The organism is Geomonas azotofigens, assembly GCF_018919395.1.
GTDB classification, from domain to species: domain Bacteria; phylum Desulfobacterota; class Desulfuromonadia; order Geobacterales; family Geobacteraceae; genus Geomonas; species Geomonas azotofigens.
The window spans coordinates 959,295-974,453 of record NZ_JAHLME010000003.1; the positions used below are offsets into that span (position 1 = coordinate 959,295).

General features: G+C 60.6%; 11 protein-coding genes. 2 read left to right on the forward strand and 9 right to left on the reverse strand.

Features of this window, described 5'->3' with window-relative positions; genetic code table 11:
- Window positions 1–115: 115 nt before the first annotated feature.
- The 6 genes from nifX to nifV form a co-directional block, all read right to left on the reverse strand.
- Window positions 116–505, reverse strand: a complete 390-nt coding sequence (nifX, locus tag KOL99_RS13945) for a nitrogen fixation protein NifX (protein WP_216511057.1) — start codon at window positions 503–505, stop codon at window positions 116–118.
- Between the two features lie 91 nt (window positions 506–596).
- Complete coding sequence (locus KOL99_RS13950) at window positions 597–3,353, reverse strand: bifunctional nitrogenase iron-molybdenum cofactor biosynthesis protein NifEN (protein WP_216511058.1); 2,757 nt, start codon at window positions 3,351–3,353, stop codon at window positions 597–599.
- Window positions 3,354–3,513: 160 nt separating this feature from the next.
- Window positions 3,514–4,977 carry a nitrogenase molybdenum-iron protein subunit beta gene (gene nifK, locus KOL99_RS13955; RefSeq protein WP_216511059.1) on the reverse strand — a complete coding sequence of 488 codons (1,464 nt, stop codon included), beginning with the start codon at window positions 4,975–4,977 and terminating at the stop codon, window positions 3,514–3,516.
- Window positions 4,978–5,110: 133 nt separating this feature from the next.
- Window positions 5,111–6,553: a nitrogenase molybdenum-iron protein alpha chain gene (nifD, locus tag KOL99_RS13960; RefSeq protein ID WP_216511060.1), complete on the reverse strand. Its 1,443-nt coding sequence runs from the start codon at window positions 6,551–6,553 to the stop codon at window positions 5,111–5,113.
- Window positions 6,554–6,601: 48 nt separating this feature from the next.
- Window positions 6,602–7,471 carry a nitrogenase iron protein gene (gene nifH / locus KOL99_RS13965; RefSeq protein WP_216499296.1) on the reverse strand — a complete coding sequence of 290 codons (870 nt, stop codon included), beginning with the start codon at window positions 7,469–7,471 and terminating at the stop codon, window positions 6,602–6,604.
- Between the two features lie 398 nt (window positions 7,472–7,869).
- On the reverse strand, window positions 7,870–9,012 hold the full coding sequence (gene nifV / locus KOL99_RS13970; protein WP_216511061.1) for a homocitrate synthase: 1,143 nt from the start codon (window positions 9,010–9,012) through the stop codon (window positions 7,870–7,872).
- A gap of 462 nt (window positions 9,013–9,474) precedes the next feature.
- Between nifV and KOL99_RS13975 the strand changes: the two genes are divergently transcribed.
- On the forward strand, window positions 9,475–10,974 hold the full coding sequence (locus KOL99_RS13975; protein ID WP_216511062.1) for a HAMP domain-containing methyl-accepting chemotaxis protein: 1,500 nt from the start codon (window positions 9,475–9,477) through the stop codon (window positions 10,972–10,974).
- 298 nt (window positions 10,975–11,272) lie between these two features.
- Window positions 11,273–11,494: a hypothetical protein gene (locus KOL99_RS13980; RefSeq protein ID WP_216511063.1), complete on the forward strand. Its 222-nt coding sequence runs from the start codon at window positions 11,273–11,275 to the stop codon at window positions 11,492–11,494.
- A gap of 77 nt (window positions 11,495–11,571) precedes the next feature.
- Here the strand turns inward: KOL99_RS13980 and KOL99_RS13985 are convergent, their stop codons facing one another.
- The 3 genes from KOL99_RS13985 to KOL99_RS13995 all read right to left on the reverse strand — a co-directional run bounded on the left by KOL99_RS13985 (window position 11,572) and on the right by KOL99_RS13995 (window position 15,130).
- Entirely contained in the window at window positions 11,572–12,330 is a 759-nt protein-coding gene (locus KOL99_RS13985) for a DUF1499 domain-containing protein (protein ID WP_216511064.1), read from the reverse strand.
- A gap of 122 nt (window positions 12,331–12,452) precedes the next feature.
- On the reverse strand, window positions 12,453–13,454 hold the full coding sequence (locus KOL99_RS13990) for a methyltransferase (RefSeq protein WP_216511065.1): 1,002 nt from the start codon (window positions 13,452–13,454) through the stop codon (window positions 12,453–12,455).
- A 194-nt stretch (window positions 13,455–13,648) separates the two neighbouring features.
- A complete protein-coding gene (locus KOL99_RS13995) occupies window positions 13,649–15,130 on the reverse strand; it encodes an ammonia-forming cytochrome c nitrite reductase subunit c552 (RefSeq protein WP_216511066.1) in 1,482 nt (493 codons plus the stop codon).
- Window positions 15,131–15,159: the final 29 nt, after the last annotated feature.

Consider the following 15,159-nt stretch of genomic DNA (forward strand, 5'->3'; position numbering starts at 1 on the left):
TGAATCTCCTTTTGTTATGTAGTTGTCAGTCGACAGTTAATGCATTGAATGAATATGTCGCGCGCTTTGCCGGCCTTGTCCCCTCCCCGGAGGGTAAGGGTTAGGTAGGGGGAGACTAGTCCTCTTCGAGGAACGAGCTCACGTTGTCCTTGTTCATCGCCTTACGCAGCCACGGCGGCGGGTTGCCACGCAGCACCTCCTGCATCTTCTCGATGGACTCCTTCAGCCCCACCTCGACGTTGGTCTTCATCGGGTGGATCCGCTTGGCCACCAGCTTTGCCGCAGCCGGACCGCCGATCTGCATGGTATAGACGATGGCGCACTCGGAGAGAAGGTTCGCTCGCGCGGCGATGCGGTCTTCCTCGTCACTGCCGTGCTCACCGACGGAGAGGGTCTGGACGTAATGTGCCTCGTCCGGCCCCACCTCCCAGATGTGGAACGAATCCGCCTGGCCGAAGTGCATATCGATGGTGTCGCCTGTCTTGCTGGTAAAAGCGATCTTCATAGCTCGGTCTCCTTAAATGCAGATTGAGATCAGGATAAAGATTTAGTAAAGCCGTACTTCCTTAGTCTTTATCTTGGTCTAGATCTGTCTACTAGTTGTGCGCCAGCTTCTGCGCTTCCTTGGCGTTGGCCTGGAAGATGTTGGCCAGCTCGAATATCAGGTTGAGCGTCCCTTGGTAGCCGACCCACATTTTGTGGTGCGCGCCGAGCCGGTCGAACACCGGCATGCCGGTGCGCAGGTGTGCGCCGATGCCCAACTTCTTCGCGGCCTGGCGGCCGTTGGAATTGGCCACCAGCAGATCCGCCCCGGCCGCCGTCTGCTCGAGGTCTTCGAGATCCCCGACGAAGAGATTCTCGACCGGCAACAAGTCAAGTCCGCGGGTCCTGGTTGCCGCGATGGCGACGTGGATATCGCAGCCGAGACTGGCGAGGAACGTGGTCATCCCCTTCAGGTGATCGGCCTCCAGCGCCAGAGCGACCTTCTTCTGCCCGAACTGGTAGTGGCAATCGACCATGGCGTCCATGAGGCGGCTTCTCCAACGCCTGAACTTCTCCGGCGTCGGCCGTCCGGACACCGCCGAGAGCGTGGTCATCAAAAGATCGGATTCCATGAGGCCTGTTATCGACATGAATCCGTAACTGGGGATGCCGAACCTCTCTTCGAGGATGCCGGCGGCGTCGGCCAGCGAATCGCCGAAGTACAGGGTGGCCACACTGCTGCCCGCCGCCTTGATCCTCTCGACGCTGATCCCTCCAATGGACAAGGCCGAAACGGTGGCATCGATATGGCCATCCAGTGCGTTGGAGATGTCGGGTACCACCAGCGGATCGAGACCGAATGCACGGCATATTTCCGAGATTTCTTCCACCTCTGCAGGAGTTAAGTGGCACCCGGGCAAGATATTTACCTGTGTAGGTATTGCGATACCGTCTTGCGGAACGGTGGCAACGATCGCTTCTACCGCCGCGGCATACCCCTCCTGCATCGAGCCACAGTAATCCGGGGTGGACGCGTGAATCACGGGAATATCGGCATGCTCGGGGTGCGCTTCACGAAACTGCACGATGGCGCTTCTGACGTCGTCCCCCATGGTTTCGGTCAGGCCTGTGGTCATCACCCCTACCACGGCCGGCTTGAATTTCTCCATGACCCGGTTCAGGCCTGCCTTCACATTCTCCCAGCCGCCGAAGATGGCGGCGTCCTCACTCATGCTGGTCGAGTTGAGCGCGATGGATTCCTTGAAATGCCGGGAAAGCTGCAACCTGATGAAGGTGGAGCATCCCTGCGCGCCGTGCAAAAGCCCGAGCATCCCGTCGATGCCGAGGTACGCAAGCGTAGCCCCCAGCGCCGGGGAGTTCTTCTGCGGGTTCACGGTCGCGTTTTTGGTCGGCACTTTGACCCGCGATTCCTTCATGTCCATGGCGGCCAGGCGGGCCGCGTGTCCCGTACTGAGGGCAAGGTCCGTTTCCAACCCTGCAGCATCCTTCTCCCAGGGCGCCTTGCCGTTGAGAGCCGGCCAGATCGGGTTGTTCACCGTCAAGTCGAGCTGTTTGGCGAAGGTGACCATGCCGGCGTATCCGGCGTAGGGATGCGAACGGCCGTGGTTGATGTCCAAAAACGGAGTCTTGGTCTTCAACGCAAGGTACTTGGTCTTGCCTCCCGCCACGATCAGGTCGGGGAGCTTGTCGTACATCACGGAGAGAAGACCGGCGGTGCTGGTGTCGGTGATGATGGAGGCATCCTCGTGCATCAAAGCCTTCATGCGGTAGAAGTCTTCCAGGGTGGAATTCTGGGTACCGGCGGCGAGGATCTCGACTCCCAGTTCGGCCAGGGCATTGACCATGGACCAGGTCTTCACTCCGCCGGTAAAGAGCACCGCCCGCTTCCCTTCCAGCCGGGCGCGGTAGGGAGCAAGTTCGGCGCGGCAGGCGGCCTCGCGTTCCTCGATCAGTTGCTCCACCCGGTCCTGCATCACCCTTTTCTCCAGGCCGTTGACCCGGTCATCGAGTTCGCGCGCTATGTCACGCAAGGCCTTGGCCACGTCGGTCATACCGTAAAAGGATTCCTCAAGGTATGGGATGCCGTAGTTCTTCTGCATCTTCTTGGCGAGGTTGGTGAGGCTCTTGGAGCAGACGATGACGTTCAACTTGGCGCGGTGCGCGTAACGGAGGTCCTCGAACTTCGAGTCGCCGCTGATGCAGGAGAGAACCCGGATGCCAAGCTGATCGAAGAGCGGCAGCATCCCCCAAAGATCCCCGGCAATGTTGTACTCGCCGATCAGGTTGATGTCGTAGTCCGTGGTGTACTCGGGCTCGGCGGTCCCGATCACGTATTTGAAGAGGGTCTCGCCCGCCAGGCGGTTGCCGATGTTCTTGTCACCGATGAAACCCGGCGTATTGACCGGGATGACCGGGACGCTCACCTTGTCAGCGGCGGCCTTGCAGACGGTCTCGATATCGTCGCCGGTCATGGAGGTTACGCAGGTGGCATAGACGAAGATCGCTTTCGCCTCCGGGTAGCGCCCGGCCAGTTCCTGGATGGCGCGGTACAGCTTTTTCTCGCCGCCGAAGATCACGTCGTTTTGCAGCATCTCCGTGGTGAAGCCGCGGCGGTAGATCTGGGAGTCGGAGGAGCGGGCCCCGCGGTTGTCCCAGGAGTTCCCGGCGCAGGCGATGGGACCGTGCACCAGGTGAATCACGTCGGTGATGGGCATGAGGACGACGCGCGCGCCGTCGTAGGCGCAGCTTCGTTCCGTCCCCTCGCCCGGTTCGGATTTCTTGCAGAACTTGGGAGCCCCGGCGTCATGTGTGTCGCAATCTGTCGTGTCGTACCAATCCGGCTTCGCCATTGGAGCCTCCTTTTCGTGTGGGGCCGAGGGGTAAAACCATCAGCCACGGAGAACTTCTGAGAACATCTGAGAAACCCAAAAACTTTTACAGGTAAACTATCAGTCTTTGCTTCTCTCCGATTCTCTCAGATTGCCTCCGTGGCCAATGGTTTTCAGGTTGTTATCTCATCATCTCGAAGTGACGGTCATCGCAGGTTTCGTCACGAACTTCGATGAATTTGTTGCAGATGGTGGTCAGCATGTTGATGGCACCCTGGTAGCCGATCAAGGGAGCACGGTGCAGGTTGACGCGGTCGAAGACCGGGAAGCCGAAACGGAACAGCGGGATCTTGGCGTCGCGTGCGGCGAACTTGCCGTGGGTGTCGCCGATCATGGCGTCCACAGGGTCGGTCATCAGCAGGCTTCTCATGTGCCAGAGATCCTTGCCCATGTAGATCTTGCACCCCTTGCCGTCCGGGGACGCGTCCAGTAGCGCCTGAATCTCTTTCTCAACCTTCTTGGTCCCCTTGCTGCAGAGGATGTGGTGCGGTCTGGCGCCCATCTCCAACAGGAAGGAAACGTAGCCCAGCAGGTAATCCGGGTCGCCGTAGAGGGCGAACTTCTTGCCGTGGATGTACTGGTGCGCGTCGGTCATGGCGTCGACGGCGTTGCCGCGCTCGGCCTTCAACGACTCCGGCACCGGCTTGCCGAACAGCTCGGACAGCTTCAGCAGCAGGGCATCGGTCTTGGCGACGCCGAACGGTGTCGGCAGGGATGCGTGGATGCCGGAGTAGTTGTCCTTGATCCAGCTGAAGGTCTTGGCGCTGGCGAAGGGGGCTACGGTCAGCGTCGCCTTGCCGTTGATGGAATCCGCCGCGTCCTCCAGCTTGGTGCCTCCCGGATAGGGACGGTAGGTGCCGTCCAGGGGCGAATCGAAGGTCTCGGAAATATCGGCGAGCAGCGTGTAGGGGATGCCGAATTCCTTGAGGATCCTCTTGTACTCGCGGTAGTTGCCGGTGTTGCAGTCAAAGCCCGGGATCAGGTTCAGCTTCCCGGTGCAGCGCCCCTCGACTTTCCTGTCTTCGGTCAGCGTCTGCAGGATGGAGAGCAGCATCGAGTCGTAGCCGTGAACGTGGGAGCCGTTGAAGCTCGGGGTGTTGGCGTAGGGGAGCGGGTAGTCCTGCGGCACGATCCCCTTGTTCCTCGCGTTCTTGATGAACGCGGTCAGGTCGTCGCCGATGACCTCCGGCATGCAGGAGGTGAAGACCGCCATCATCTTGGGCTTGTAGATGGTGTAGGCGTTCTCCAGTGCCTCGTGCAGGTTGTTCTGTCCCCCGAACACCGCGCCGTCCTCGGTCATGGAGTCGGACACGGCCGGAGCCGGCTCGCGGAAGTGGCGGTTGAAGGTGGAGCGGTAGTACGAGGCGCACCCTTGCGAGCCGTGCACGAAGGGGAGCGTCCCCTCGAAGCCGTGCGCGGCGAGCTCTGCACCCAGCGGCTGGCAGGCGTGCGGCGGGTTGATAACCAGTGCCTGGCGGGCGAAGTTCTTTTCCTTGTACTCCTCGGTATTGATCCACGCGGAAACCCGTTTCACTTCCTCTTCGGGTATCTCGGTGACGTATTTCACGGCAGCTTCTGCAGTCATGGTTATGCTCCTTTAGGCCGGCGACTAATCCGTCGCACGGCGGTAAGTCAGATTGAGATTAAGATCGAGATAAAGAAGTCATAAACAGGCACTGTCCTCTTGCTTTAAATCTTTATCTTTGTCTAAATCTGCTCTAAAACGGCGCCTTCACGAGCTTCCAGGTCGGGCTGTTGACGGCCATATCGACGTCGCGGGCGAAAATCGGGAAGCCGTTGTAGGCGTGGTATGGGCCTGAGTAATCCCAGGAATGCATCTGGCGGAACGGGATGCCCATCTTCTGGAACAGGTACTTCTCTTTGATGCCGGAGCCGACCAGGTCGGGACGCAGCTCGTCTACAAACTGCTCAAGCTCGTGCTCGGAGGCGTCGTCGTAGATGACGGTGGCTTCCGGCATCTCCACCGAGGTCCTCTCGTAGTCGTCACCGTGGGCGAATTCGTAACCGGAACCGACCACCACCATCCCGAGGTCCGCGTAGGCGTTCACGGTGTGGCGGGGGCGCAGGCCACCGACGTAGAGCATCACCTTCTTACCCTCCAGACGCGGACGGTACTCGTCGATCACCGCCTGCATGATCGGGTCGTACTTGGCGATGGCCGCCTCCACCTTCTCCTTGATGGTGTCGTCGAAGTACTCGGCGATCTTCCTCAGGCTTTCGCGGATCTTGGTGGGGCCGAAGAAGTTGAATTCGAGCCAGGGGATGCCGTATTTTTCTTCCATCACGCGGCACATGTAGTTCATGGAGCGGTAGCAGTGGATCAGGTTCAGCTTCACCTTGTGGGTCGCCGCGATCTTCTCCAGCTCGCCATCGCCGGTCCAGACCGCCTTGACGTTGAGACCTATTTCCTCAAGCAGAGGTTTAACGCTCCAGACGTCGCCGCCGATGTTGTAGTCGCCGATGAGGGCGATGTCGTACGGGGATTCCGGCTCGGCGAACTCGCGGGTGCCGATGATGTGGTCGCGGATGGTGTCGTTGGAGATGTGGTGCCCAAGCGACTGCGACACGCCGCGGAAACCCTCGCAGTTGCAGGGGATGACCGGGATCTGCAGCTCCTCGGAGGCGATCTTGGCTACCGAGTTGATGTCGTCGCCGATGAGGCCTACCGGGCATTCGGAGAGTACCGAGATCCCCTTGGCGAGCGGAAAGAGCTCGTGCGCCTCGTTAAGAAGCGTCTTCAGCTTCTTGTCGCCCCCATAGACGATGTCCTTTTCCTGGAAGTCGGAGGTGAACTGCATTGCGAACTGGCTGACGCCGTTCACTCCGGTGACGAGGTTGCGACGTGTGCCCCAGGAGTACCAGCCGCAGCCGACCGGGCCGTGGGAGACGTGTACCATGTCGCGGATCGGCCCCCAGACCACCCCTTTGGCTCCTGCATAGGCGCAGCCGCGTGCGCTCATGATGCCGGGAACGGTCTTGCGGTTACTCTTGACGCAGGCCCCCTCCCCTTCGTTGGGAGCCAGGTGCGGCGCCCTCTTCTTCTTGGCCTTATCCGGATAAATCTCCATGGCGTGATCGATCATGGCCTGGGTAGATTCCTTGGTGATCCCTGCTACCTTCTTTACGGGTGCTTCAGACATATAAGGCTCCTTTTCAGGGGCGGCTGCCGATTCCGCCCCTGCAGAAAATTAAACTGCTGCCGCCTCGGCCACGCCCACGATAGACTCGTCCTCGGCTTCCATGATGCCGAACTCCATCAGCAGTTCTTCCAGTTCCTCCATCTCCAGCGGAGTCGGGACTACCAGCATCTTGTTGTCGTAAATCTTCTGTGCCAGGGTGCGGTATTCCTGTGCCTGGGGATGCTCAGGGGAGTACTCGATGACGGTCATCCTGCGCAACTCGGCGCGCTGCACCTGGTTGTCGCGGGGCACGAAGTGGATCATCTGGGTGCCGAGTTTTGCGGCCAGAGCCGAGATCAGTTCGAACTCCTTGTCCGTCTTCCTTGCGTTGCAGATGAGGCCGGCGAGGCGGACCTTGCCGGAAGAGGCGTACTTCAGGATACCCTTGGCGATGTTGTTGGCGGCGTACATGGCCATCATCTCGCCGGAGGTCACGATGTAGATCTCTTCCGCTTTCCCTTCACGGATCGGCATGGCGAAACCGCCACAGACGACGTCGCCCAGGACGTCGTAGAAAACGAAGTCGAGGTCCTCGGTGTAGGCGCCGTTTTCCTCCAGGAAGTTGATGGCGGTGATGACGCCGCGCCCTGCACAGCCAACCCCCGGCTCCGGTCCGCCGGACTCGACGCATTTGACGTCGCCGTAGCCGACCTTCATGACGTCATCAAGCTCCAGGTCCTCGACGGTGCCGAGTTCGCGCACCAGGTCCATGACGGTGGACTGGGCCTTGGCGTGGAGGATCAGGCGGGTAGAGTCCGCCTTGGGGTCGCAGCCAACGATCATGACCTTCTTGCCGAGGGATGCCAGACCAGCCACGGTGTTCTGGGTAGTGGTGGATTTGCCGATGCCGCCTTTGCCGTAGATTGCGATCTGTCTCATGTTCCTTCTCCTTTTTTTGTGCGCCGCTGCCGCCGCCGTCTACCGGTGAACGCTCGACCGACTTCGTCAGCCATTCTGACGAACCCGCCGGTCTCGTCCGATCACCTCAGATGCGAAGGCGGCGCGGTGCCCTTTTGGTTTTCGAGGCCAATTCCAAATAAAAAAGGCGCTCCGTACTGCTACGGTGGCGCCCTTGCCTTGTTGCTCTGGATGGAATACCTCGGTGTATCCCTATTCGGTTTTCATTCTACTCTAAGCAGCTACCGTGCCAATTTGTAAGTTGCTGCTTTTCCGTTGTTATATCGTTTACGGAATCTGGTTTCTTTGCTGTGTCGGGCTATGCGTCGAGGCAGCTGCCTAACTTTTGTGCACCCAATCGGGCCGGTTTGGATCCCGGCTCATGCTGCCAGCGAGACGGTACGGGCGCGGTGCAGCTGGAGCAGGTCTTTCGGCGCCAGCGGTCCCTTGAGGCGCTGTGCGGTGCTCCTTACCAATTCCATCAGTTCCTGCGCCTCGTCGCGCGAGATCGGTATCCCAATCTGGCGGTAGCTCTCCACGATGCCATTGGTACCGGAATGCTTGCCGGCCACGATGTGCCTGGTGAGCCCTACCTCTTCAGGGGTGAAGACCTCGTAGTTGCGCGGGTCCTTCAGCACCCCGTCCGCGTGCAGCCCTGACTCGTGCGCGAACACCCTTTCCCCCACCACCGCCTTCCATGCCGGCACCTCGCGCTTGGAGGCGCGCCCGACCAGCTTGGAAACGGCGCGCAGGCGCCTGGTGTCGATGCCGACGTCGATGCCGCAGGCGATCTTGAGGGCCATGACCACCTCTTCGAGGGCCGCGTTGCCGGCGCGCTCTCCCAGACCATTCACCGTCGTGCTGATGTAGCGCGCCCCTCCCCTCACCCCGGCCAGGGCGTTGGCGGTGGCGAGCCCCAGGTCGTTGTGGGTGTGCACCTCGATCTCCAGTTCCGGCACCGCCGCCTTCAGGCGCGCCACCTTTTCATACATGGCAAAGGGATCGAGGATGCCGAGCGTGTCACAGAACCGGAAACGGTCGGCGCCGCTATCGTGTGCGATCCGCATCAATTCGACCAGGAAGTCGCCGTCTGCGCGGCTGGCGTCCTCGCCCCCAACGCAGACGTACAGTCCCTTCGCCTTGGCGAACCCCAGCGCGCGCTTCAGTTGTTCGCGCACCCACCCCCTGCTCTTGTTGATTTTGTGCTCGATCATGATGTCCGAAACGCTCAGCGAGATATCTACGGCCTCGATGCCGCAGGCGATGCTCGCCTCGATGTCCGTTATCACGGCGCGGTTCCAGGTGATGAGGCGTGCCGACAGCCCGAGGTCGACCAGGGCCCGGATCGATTGGCGCTCCTCCTCACCCATGGCGGGGATGCCACACTCCAGCTCGTGCACGCCCATGTCATCCAGGTGCCTGGCGATGGCAATCTTTTCGCGTGCGCTGAAGACAACCCCTGCAGTCTGTTCGCCGTCGCGCAACGTGGTGTCGCCGATAAAAACCTTCTTTTGCTCACCCATGTCGCCTCCCTCCGAAGCGGATGCTTCGTTAACAAAGCGCAGCGGGCGTCATTGCCCTGGAACTGCTTACGTAGCTGTAAAGAGCAGAAGCTGTGCCAGCGGGCGGGTAAAAATCGGTATACATAGCGCAGGAACACGTCAAGCCATAGACATCACAGGGGAAAATATCGTTCATGGTTGCGGATCGGCTTTAGGGGCGACTGCGAGGAGAGCGGTAAGGGGGCAAAACTGGCGCCTAAATATGTGGCACTGCGATCTCAAATTCCGCGCGCACATCACAGGGCTATCTCTAACCCCTGACCACGGCGGCTCGCGGGGAAATCAGATCAAAGTGGTAGGGAACATTGCCCGGTACTAAACCGGTGTTTTTTTACTACTAAAGTCGGGAAATGTATTACCGAAAAGGGGTGAGCAATCAGAATCATCTGTGGTCAATCAACCGCAAATTAAAGGAGTCGTAGAATGTCTATTTCAAAAAGGTTGTTCCTAATGCTGTTCGTCTCGGTGTTCGCTATGGTGGGACTCACGGTGTTCAACGAGTTCCAGTCGGAGCGTGTCTACAACGCTGCAAACTACGGGAATATCAACAGTGTCCCGAGTATCACCGTGTTAAACCGGGCTTCCATCGCGATGCGCGACGTGCAGACGGAGACCTTGATCCACATTCTCAATACCGACGAATCCAAGATGGCGGAGTTGGACCGGTTGATCCAGGAAGGTAGGTCCGAGGTCGATAAGGCGCTAAAGGAGTACGAGGCGCTTCTATCTGACGACAAGGACCGGCAGCTTCTGGCCGATGACCGCGCCGCCACCGCGGAACTGTACGCCATGTTGGACAAGGTACTTGGCCTGTCGCGTGCAAACAAGAACAGCGAGGCGAGGGAGGTGTTCACCTCGAACCGCGCCGTCTGCACCAAGGCCGACAACGTATTTGCCGCGCACCTGAAGTACAACCTCGCGCTGTCGGACAAGGGGAGCAAAGAGGCCATCGCCATCAAGAAGTCATCTCTGGTATTGGCGGTCACCTCTACCCTGGTCGTGGTGGCCATCGTCATCGCGGTGGCTCTCTTCATCATCCGCTCCGTGCGCGCGGTCGTCGGCGAGGTGATGAGCGCTGCGGATAACGTTTCCTCCGGAAGTCAGCAGATGTCTCAAGGTGCTGAGGAGTTGTCCCAGGGGGCGACGGAGCAGGCTTCGGCAGCCGAGGAGGCGTCCTCAGCCATGGAGCAGATGTCGGCCAACGTGCGCCAGAACGCGGACAACGCCATGCAGACCGAGAAGATCGCCCTGAAAACGGCAGCCGACGCCAAGGAGAGCGGCGAGGCGGTGACCAAGACGGTGCAGGCCATGCGGGAGATCGCCGGAAAGATCTCCATTATCGAGGAGATCGCGCGCCAGACCAACCTGCTCGCCTTGAACGCGGCCATCGAGGCAGCGCGAGCGGGGGAACACGGCAAGGGGTTCGCCGTCGTGGCAAGTGAGGTGAGAAAGCTCGCGGAGCGGTCCCAAAAGGCAGCCGCTGAGATCTCCAACCTGTCTCAAGGGAGCGTGGAAGTGGCGGATAGGGCGGGAGAGATGCTGGCGCAGATGCTTCCGAACATCCAGAGGACCTCTGAACTGGTGCAGGAGATAACCGCCGCCTGCAAGGAGCAGGACACCGGCGTGCTGCAGATCAACCAGGCCATCCAGCAGCTCGACCAGGTGATCCAGCAGAACGCTTCCGCCGCCGAGGAAATGGCGAGCACCGCGGAGGAGCTCGCCAGCCAAGCCGAACAACTGCAAGGCGCCATTTCGCTGCTGACTGCGGGGGATAAGGGCGTGAACGTGACGGTACCTGAGCGCCGGTCCGCTGCCAAGCCGGTTCCGAGAAAGGTCACGCCGAAAAAACAAGACAGCCGTCTCACCTTCTCGGGAGCGGCACTGGACCTCGAAGATCACGACGTGCGTTTCGAGAAATATTAGCAAATCACGTCCACCACTGATTCCGGCGCGCCTGCCCTTTGAACGGTCGGGCGCGCCGGTACTTCCAGCGTTCCCGCCACACCGTACCGCCCGTCCTGTCGGTGAGCGAGGGGGCCCAATACACCAGGCATTTGCATACGGCGTCTGTCATCGTGTAGGCGCTTTTCCGACAAACTTCTCTTAATGTGATCCAAGATACATCTAAATCATCGAAACTACTGCAATCTGCCCTTAACTGGTGGATGCTTTCTGTCTCATGGTATGGCGTACAACGTCATTGGCTGTAAAGGAGGACGTGATGGCTTCCAAAGATCGCAGCGGCGGGGCCCGGTTGGATTCGGCTGATTTCTGTGTCCTGCAGGTGGAGCTTGCCAGCAAGGGGGCGATGGCGAACACCGCGCCCCAAACGCTCTTCGTGACGGTCGACAACCGCATGGAGACACTTACCTTCGTCCAGAGTAACCTGGATCTCTGCGCGAAAAACATCCTCAAGCTGATCCGCGGCAAAGGCGACAAATAAAAATCCCCGGGGAGCCTTACCCGGGGATGAAAAGATCACACAGCCGCGTTCTCGCACCGCTGGTGCCGCGGCGCGCCTTACGTGTGGGGTGGCGCTATCTTCGCGAGGAAAGCGCGTACCCGTTTGGCGTTGGTGCCGAGGTCGGAGATGCCGACCCGCGACACGGAGCGGATGTCGAGCAGCGACCGGTCACCGGCGGGGACGATGCGGATCACGATGTCGTCTTTGAAGCCGAACCACCTGGTGGTGTCGGTCGCCTCGATGGTCCCTTCCGCCGGGCGCTCAGCCACGATATCCCACCCCAGATCCCTCGCCGTCAGCAGTGCCGTCTTGTAAGCCTCGTTCGCAGGGAGCGCCAAAACAACCGTCTTCACTTCCGGGTACGCCTTCATCTGCTGTGTGGCGACCTCCACCCCGCCATATCTCACTCCTGCACCGCGCTCCGTGCTGATAGCGACGAAACGCGGCGGGTTGTTGAGATCCGTGCTGATGTCATGGATGCGCGGATAGCTTTGCGCCTGTACCTTCCAGTACAGAGGTATCCCGAACGAGATCAGGGCGAGGACAAGGGCGACCAGCGACACCAAGATCCCCCTGAAGTCCCTTTTCCTGGCGGCGATCACGCTCGAGGCGAGCGCCACCACGGCGCACCCTAGCCCGATGTATCCCGCCGCCTTGATCATGGCGAATCCGGTCCTGAAGCTCCAGGCGTGCAGCCTGGCGCCGGGGCCGGAGGAAAAAAGCAGCAACGCCGCGAAAACGGCACAGGCGACTGCGAAAAGCGGCAGCACCATGGCGGTGCTGCGGACGGAAGTCTTTCTCTCCTCCTGTTCCATGTCGCCTCCCTTCCCGGAGATGTTCTCCCCGGTTTAATTCCCCCCTCACCCTCCCTGCCCGTCCGGGGCGGGAGAAGCACCGCCCGTTTACTTCACGAGAGTACCCGCCCCGCAGCTGTACTTCAGGGCACGACCCCGACTATGACTCCGGCTCCGTTGGGCAATTCGATGGGAAGCCGCCTCACCTCGGTCGCCCCCGCCTTTTTCAGCATGTCGCACAGTTCGCCCTGGCTGTAGGCTTGCCCATCCGGCGTGCCGAGCAGCATGTTGAGCGAGAACAGCGCCGGGAATACGGGTGCGTCCTTCTTGTCGTCCAGGATGAACTCCTGGATCAGTATCAACCCTCCGTGTTCCAGGGCCGCCACGGCCTTTGTCAGCACCCTGGCGCAGGCATCGGGGCCGATACCGTGCAGCACGTGGGACAACCAGGCCACGTCGAACCCCTCGGGCAGGTCCTCCTGCTCGAAGTCGGCGGCGACAAAGCCGATACGGTCCGACAGCTCGAAACGCGCCACGGTCTGCTCGGCGAAGCTCCTGGTGGTCGGGAGGTCGCAGATGACGGCATCGAGTTGCGGGTTATGCCGGCAAAAATGGATGGCGTAGGTGCCCGGTCCACCGCCCAGATCGAGCAAACGCCTGCGTCCCTGCAGGTCGATCTGGGGAACGATCTTCGGGGCCAGGATCATGGCCAGGTTGAACATCCCCATCAGGAAGCTCTCGCGCGAGCTCTCGACGTCCTCGTGGGATACCCGCTCACGCACCGGTTGCCCGGTCTTGACCGCCTCGTCGAGGCGGCTCCAGCCGGCGACCAGGTGATGGTGGTGCATGATGATGTGTCCCAGGTATTCGGGGGAGGTGCGGCTGAGGAACTTGGCGGAAAACGCTGTCGCGGAGTAGAGGCGGTCTTCCTTTTTCAGAAGGCCGAGAGCGGCGAGCGCGTCCAGCAGCATGGCGAGCCCGCGCGCGTCGCAGGTCAGCGCGCCGGCCAGTTCCACCACCGTCATCGGGGTCGAGGCAAGCGGGGTGAAGATGTCCAGTTTCACCCCGGCGTGCAGGGTGCAGGTGCTCCAGTATGATCCGGATAGTTCCAGAAGAGTTGCCGGCGTCCACTCTTTCAATTCCACAATTCCCTCCCTCGAAGGTGTATCGGATATCCCCGATTCACATGAAATACAGCGATGCTGCTGAAATCATTAGACGGGGCAAGTCTACCCGGCCGTGTCATGGGCGTCAAGCCGCGTGAGCCGGGCAGCGGACAAAAGAAGAGGGTGCACCCGTCGGCACACCCTCCCCTGACCTCCTTCCCGCCGTCTTGGGGCTACTTGACCAGCGTCGGCGGGAGTATCTCGTGTTCCTTCTTGAACTGCAGCTTCTTGGTGCCGCGGTTGTTCTCGTATTTCGACAATTCCAGGTCGACCTTTTCCGGCACCCGCTCGCCCGCCTTGGCCAGCAACTGGCGCAGGTGCATGTCGGCGCCGGCGGCGTGGTTTGCCGCATCCTCGATGACGCGCATCGCCTCGGCCGGGTTATGGAAGCCGGTGGAGTTCTCGGCCCCGAGGAAGATCAGGCGGTAAAAGGCCTGTTCGTAGTGCTCCCTTGCCATCCCGTACAGCTCCCTGTCGATCTGCTTGCCGGCGGCTGCGGCCTTGTTCGCCATCTCGAAAAGCTTGGCATCGCTGGCGACGGCATAACCGGTCTTCAGGTAGCGGTCGATGAAGCGGTCCTGGATGTCGATCACCTTCTGCCGCAACTGTGCCGGGGTCTCGCTGTGGCAGGCGGCGCAGGCCGACATGCTCCCCTTGAGCGGGCTCATGATCCTGTGATCGGTCAACTCCTCGTTGTTGGAGGTCATCATCGGCATATGACAGTCGGCGCAGGTAACCCCCGCCTGGTAGTGGGGGCTCTGGTTGGAGTAGAACTCGTACTCGGGATGCCGTATGAAGGCAAGCTTGAACCCTGTCACCGCCTGGGTCCATTCCAGGTTGGCAGGCGAACTCTTGATCTGCCTGATGATGTTCTCGATGGTGATATGCCCTTCGCTGCTCCCCGCCCACGGGAAGACGACGTCGGTGGAATGCATATCCTTGTCCTTGGGGATCATGTAGGTGACATGGCACTGGGCGCAGACGAACGTCCTTTTTTGGTCCGCCGTCAGCCTGGCTTCGTCAAGACCGATGACCTTGAGGGCCTTGCCCAGCGTGAAGCCGCGCGAGATCCTGAGCGTCATCCCACGGTTGTCGTGGCAATCGATGCAGGCGACGCCGAGGGTCTGGTTGGCCTTGGGGAGGCGCGCCAGCACCTCTTTGTAGGGAGTGGAGAAATAGGCCGGTCCCATCTCCCTGGCGAGTTTCGGCGCGTAGGGAGTCTTGCAGGTGAGGCAGGCGCCCCCGGCCTTGATCCGGCCCGGGTCGACCTCGAGCTGGTCCTGCACCATGTAGTAGTGCCCGCGCGGCTCGTTGTACTCAGCGCCGAACCCCCAGCCGTTGTACAGCAGCGCCAGGAAAGGGTACTCGTCCAGCTTGTCGCGCCGCTCCTCGCCAACGTCGTACCCCCTCTTGTACTTGCTGAGGCCGGCCGGCGTCGGTTCGCTGGTGAGTTTCCACTGCTGGTAATGGACCGGATACAGTTTGCCCCAACGCGCCGGATCAATGGCCGCATCGGCCGGGTCCAGCGCTGCTTCTGTCACCTGCTGGCCGGGTGGTACCTCGGCGGCACGGTGGCTGCAGCCGGCCCAGATTGGGGTGGCCGCCAACGTAGCAAGGACGGCGACAGTGCATCTCGTGGCGATCTTTACACCCATCTTTAATTCCTCCCTTTCATGGCGTTGGA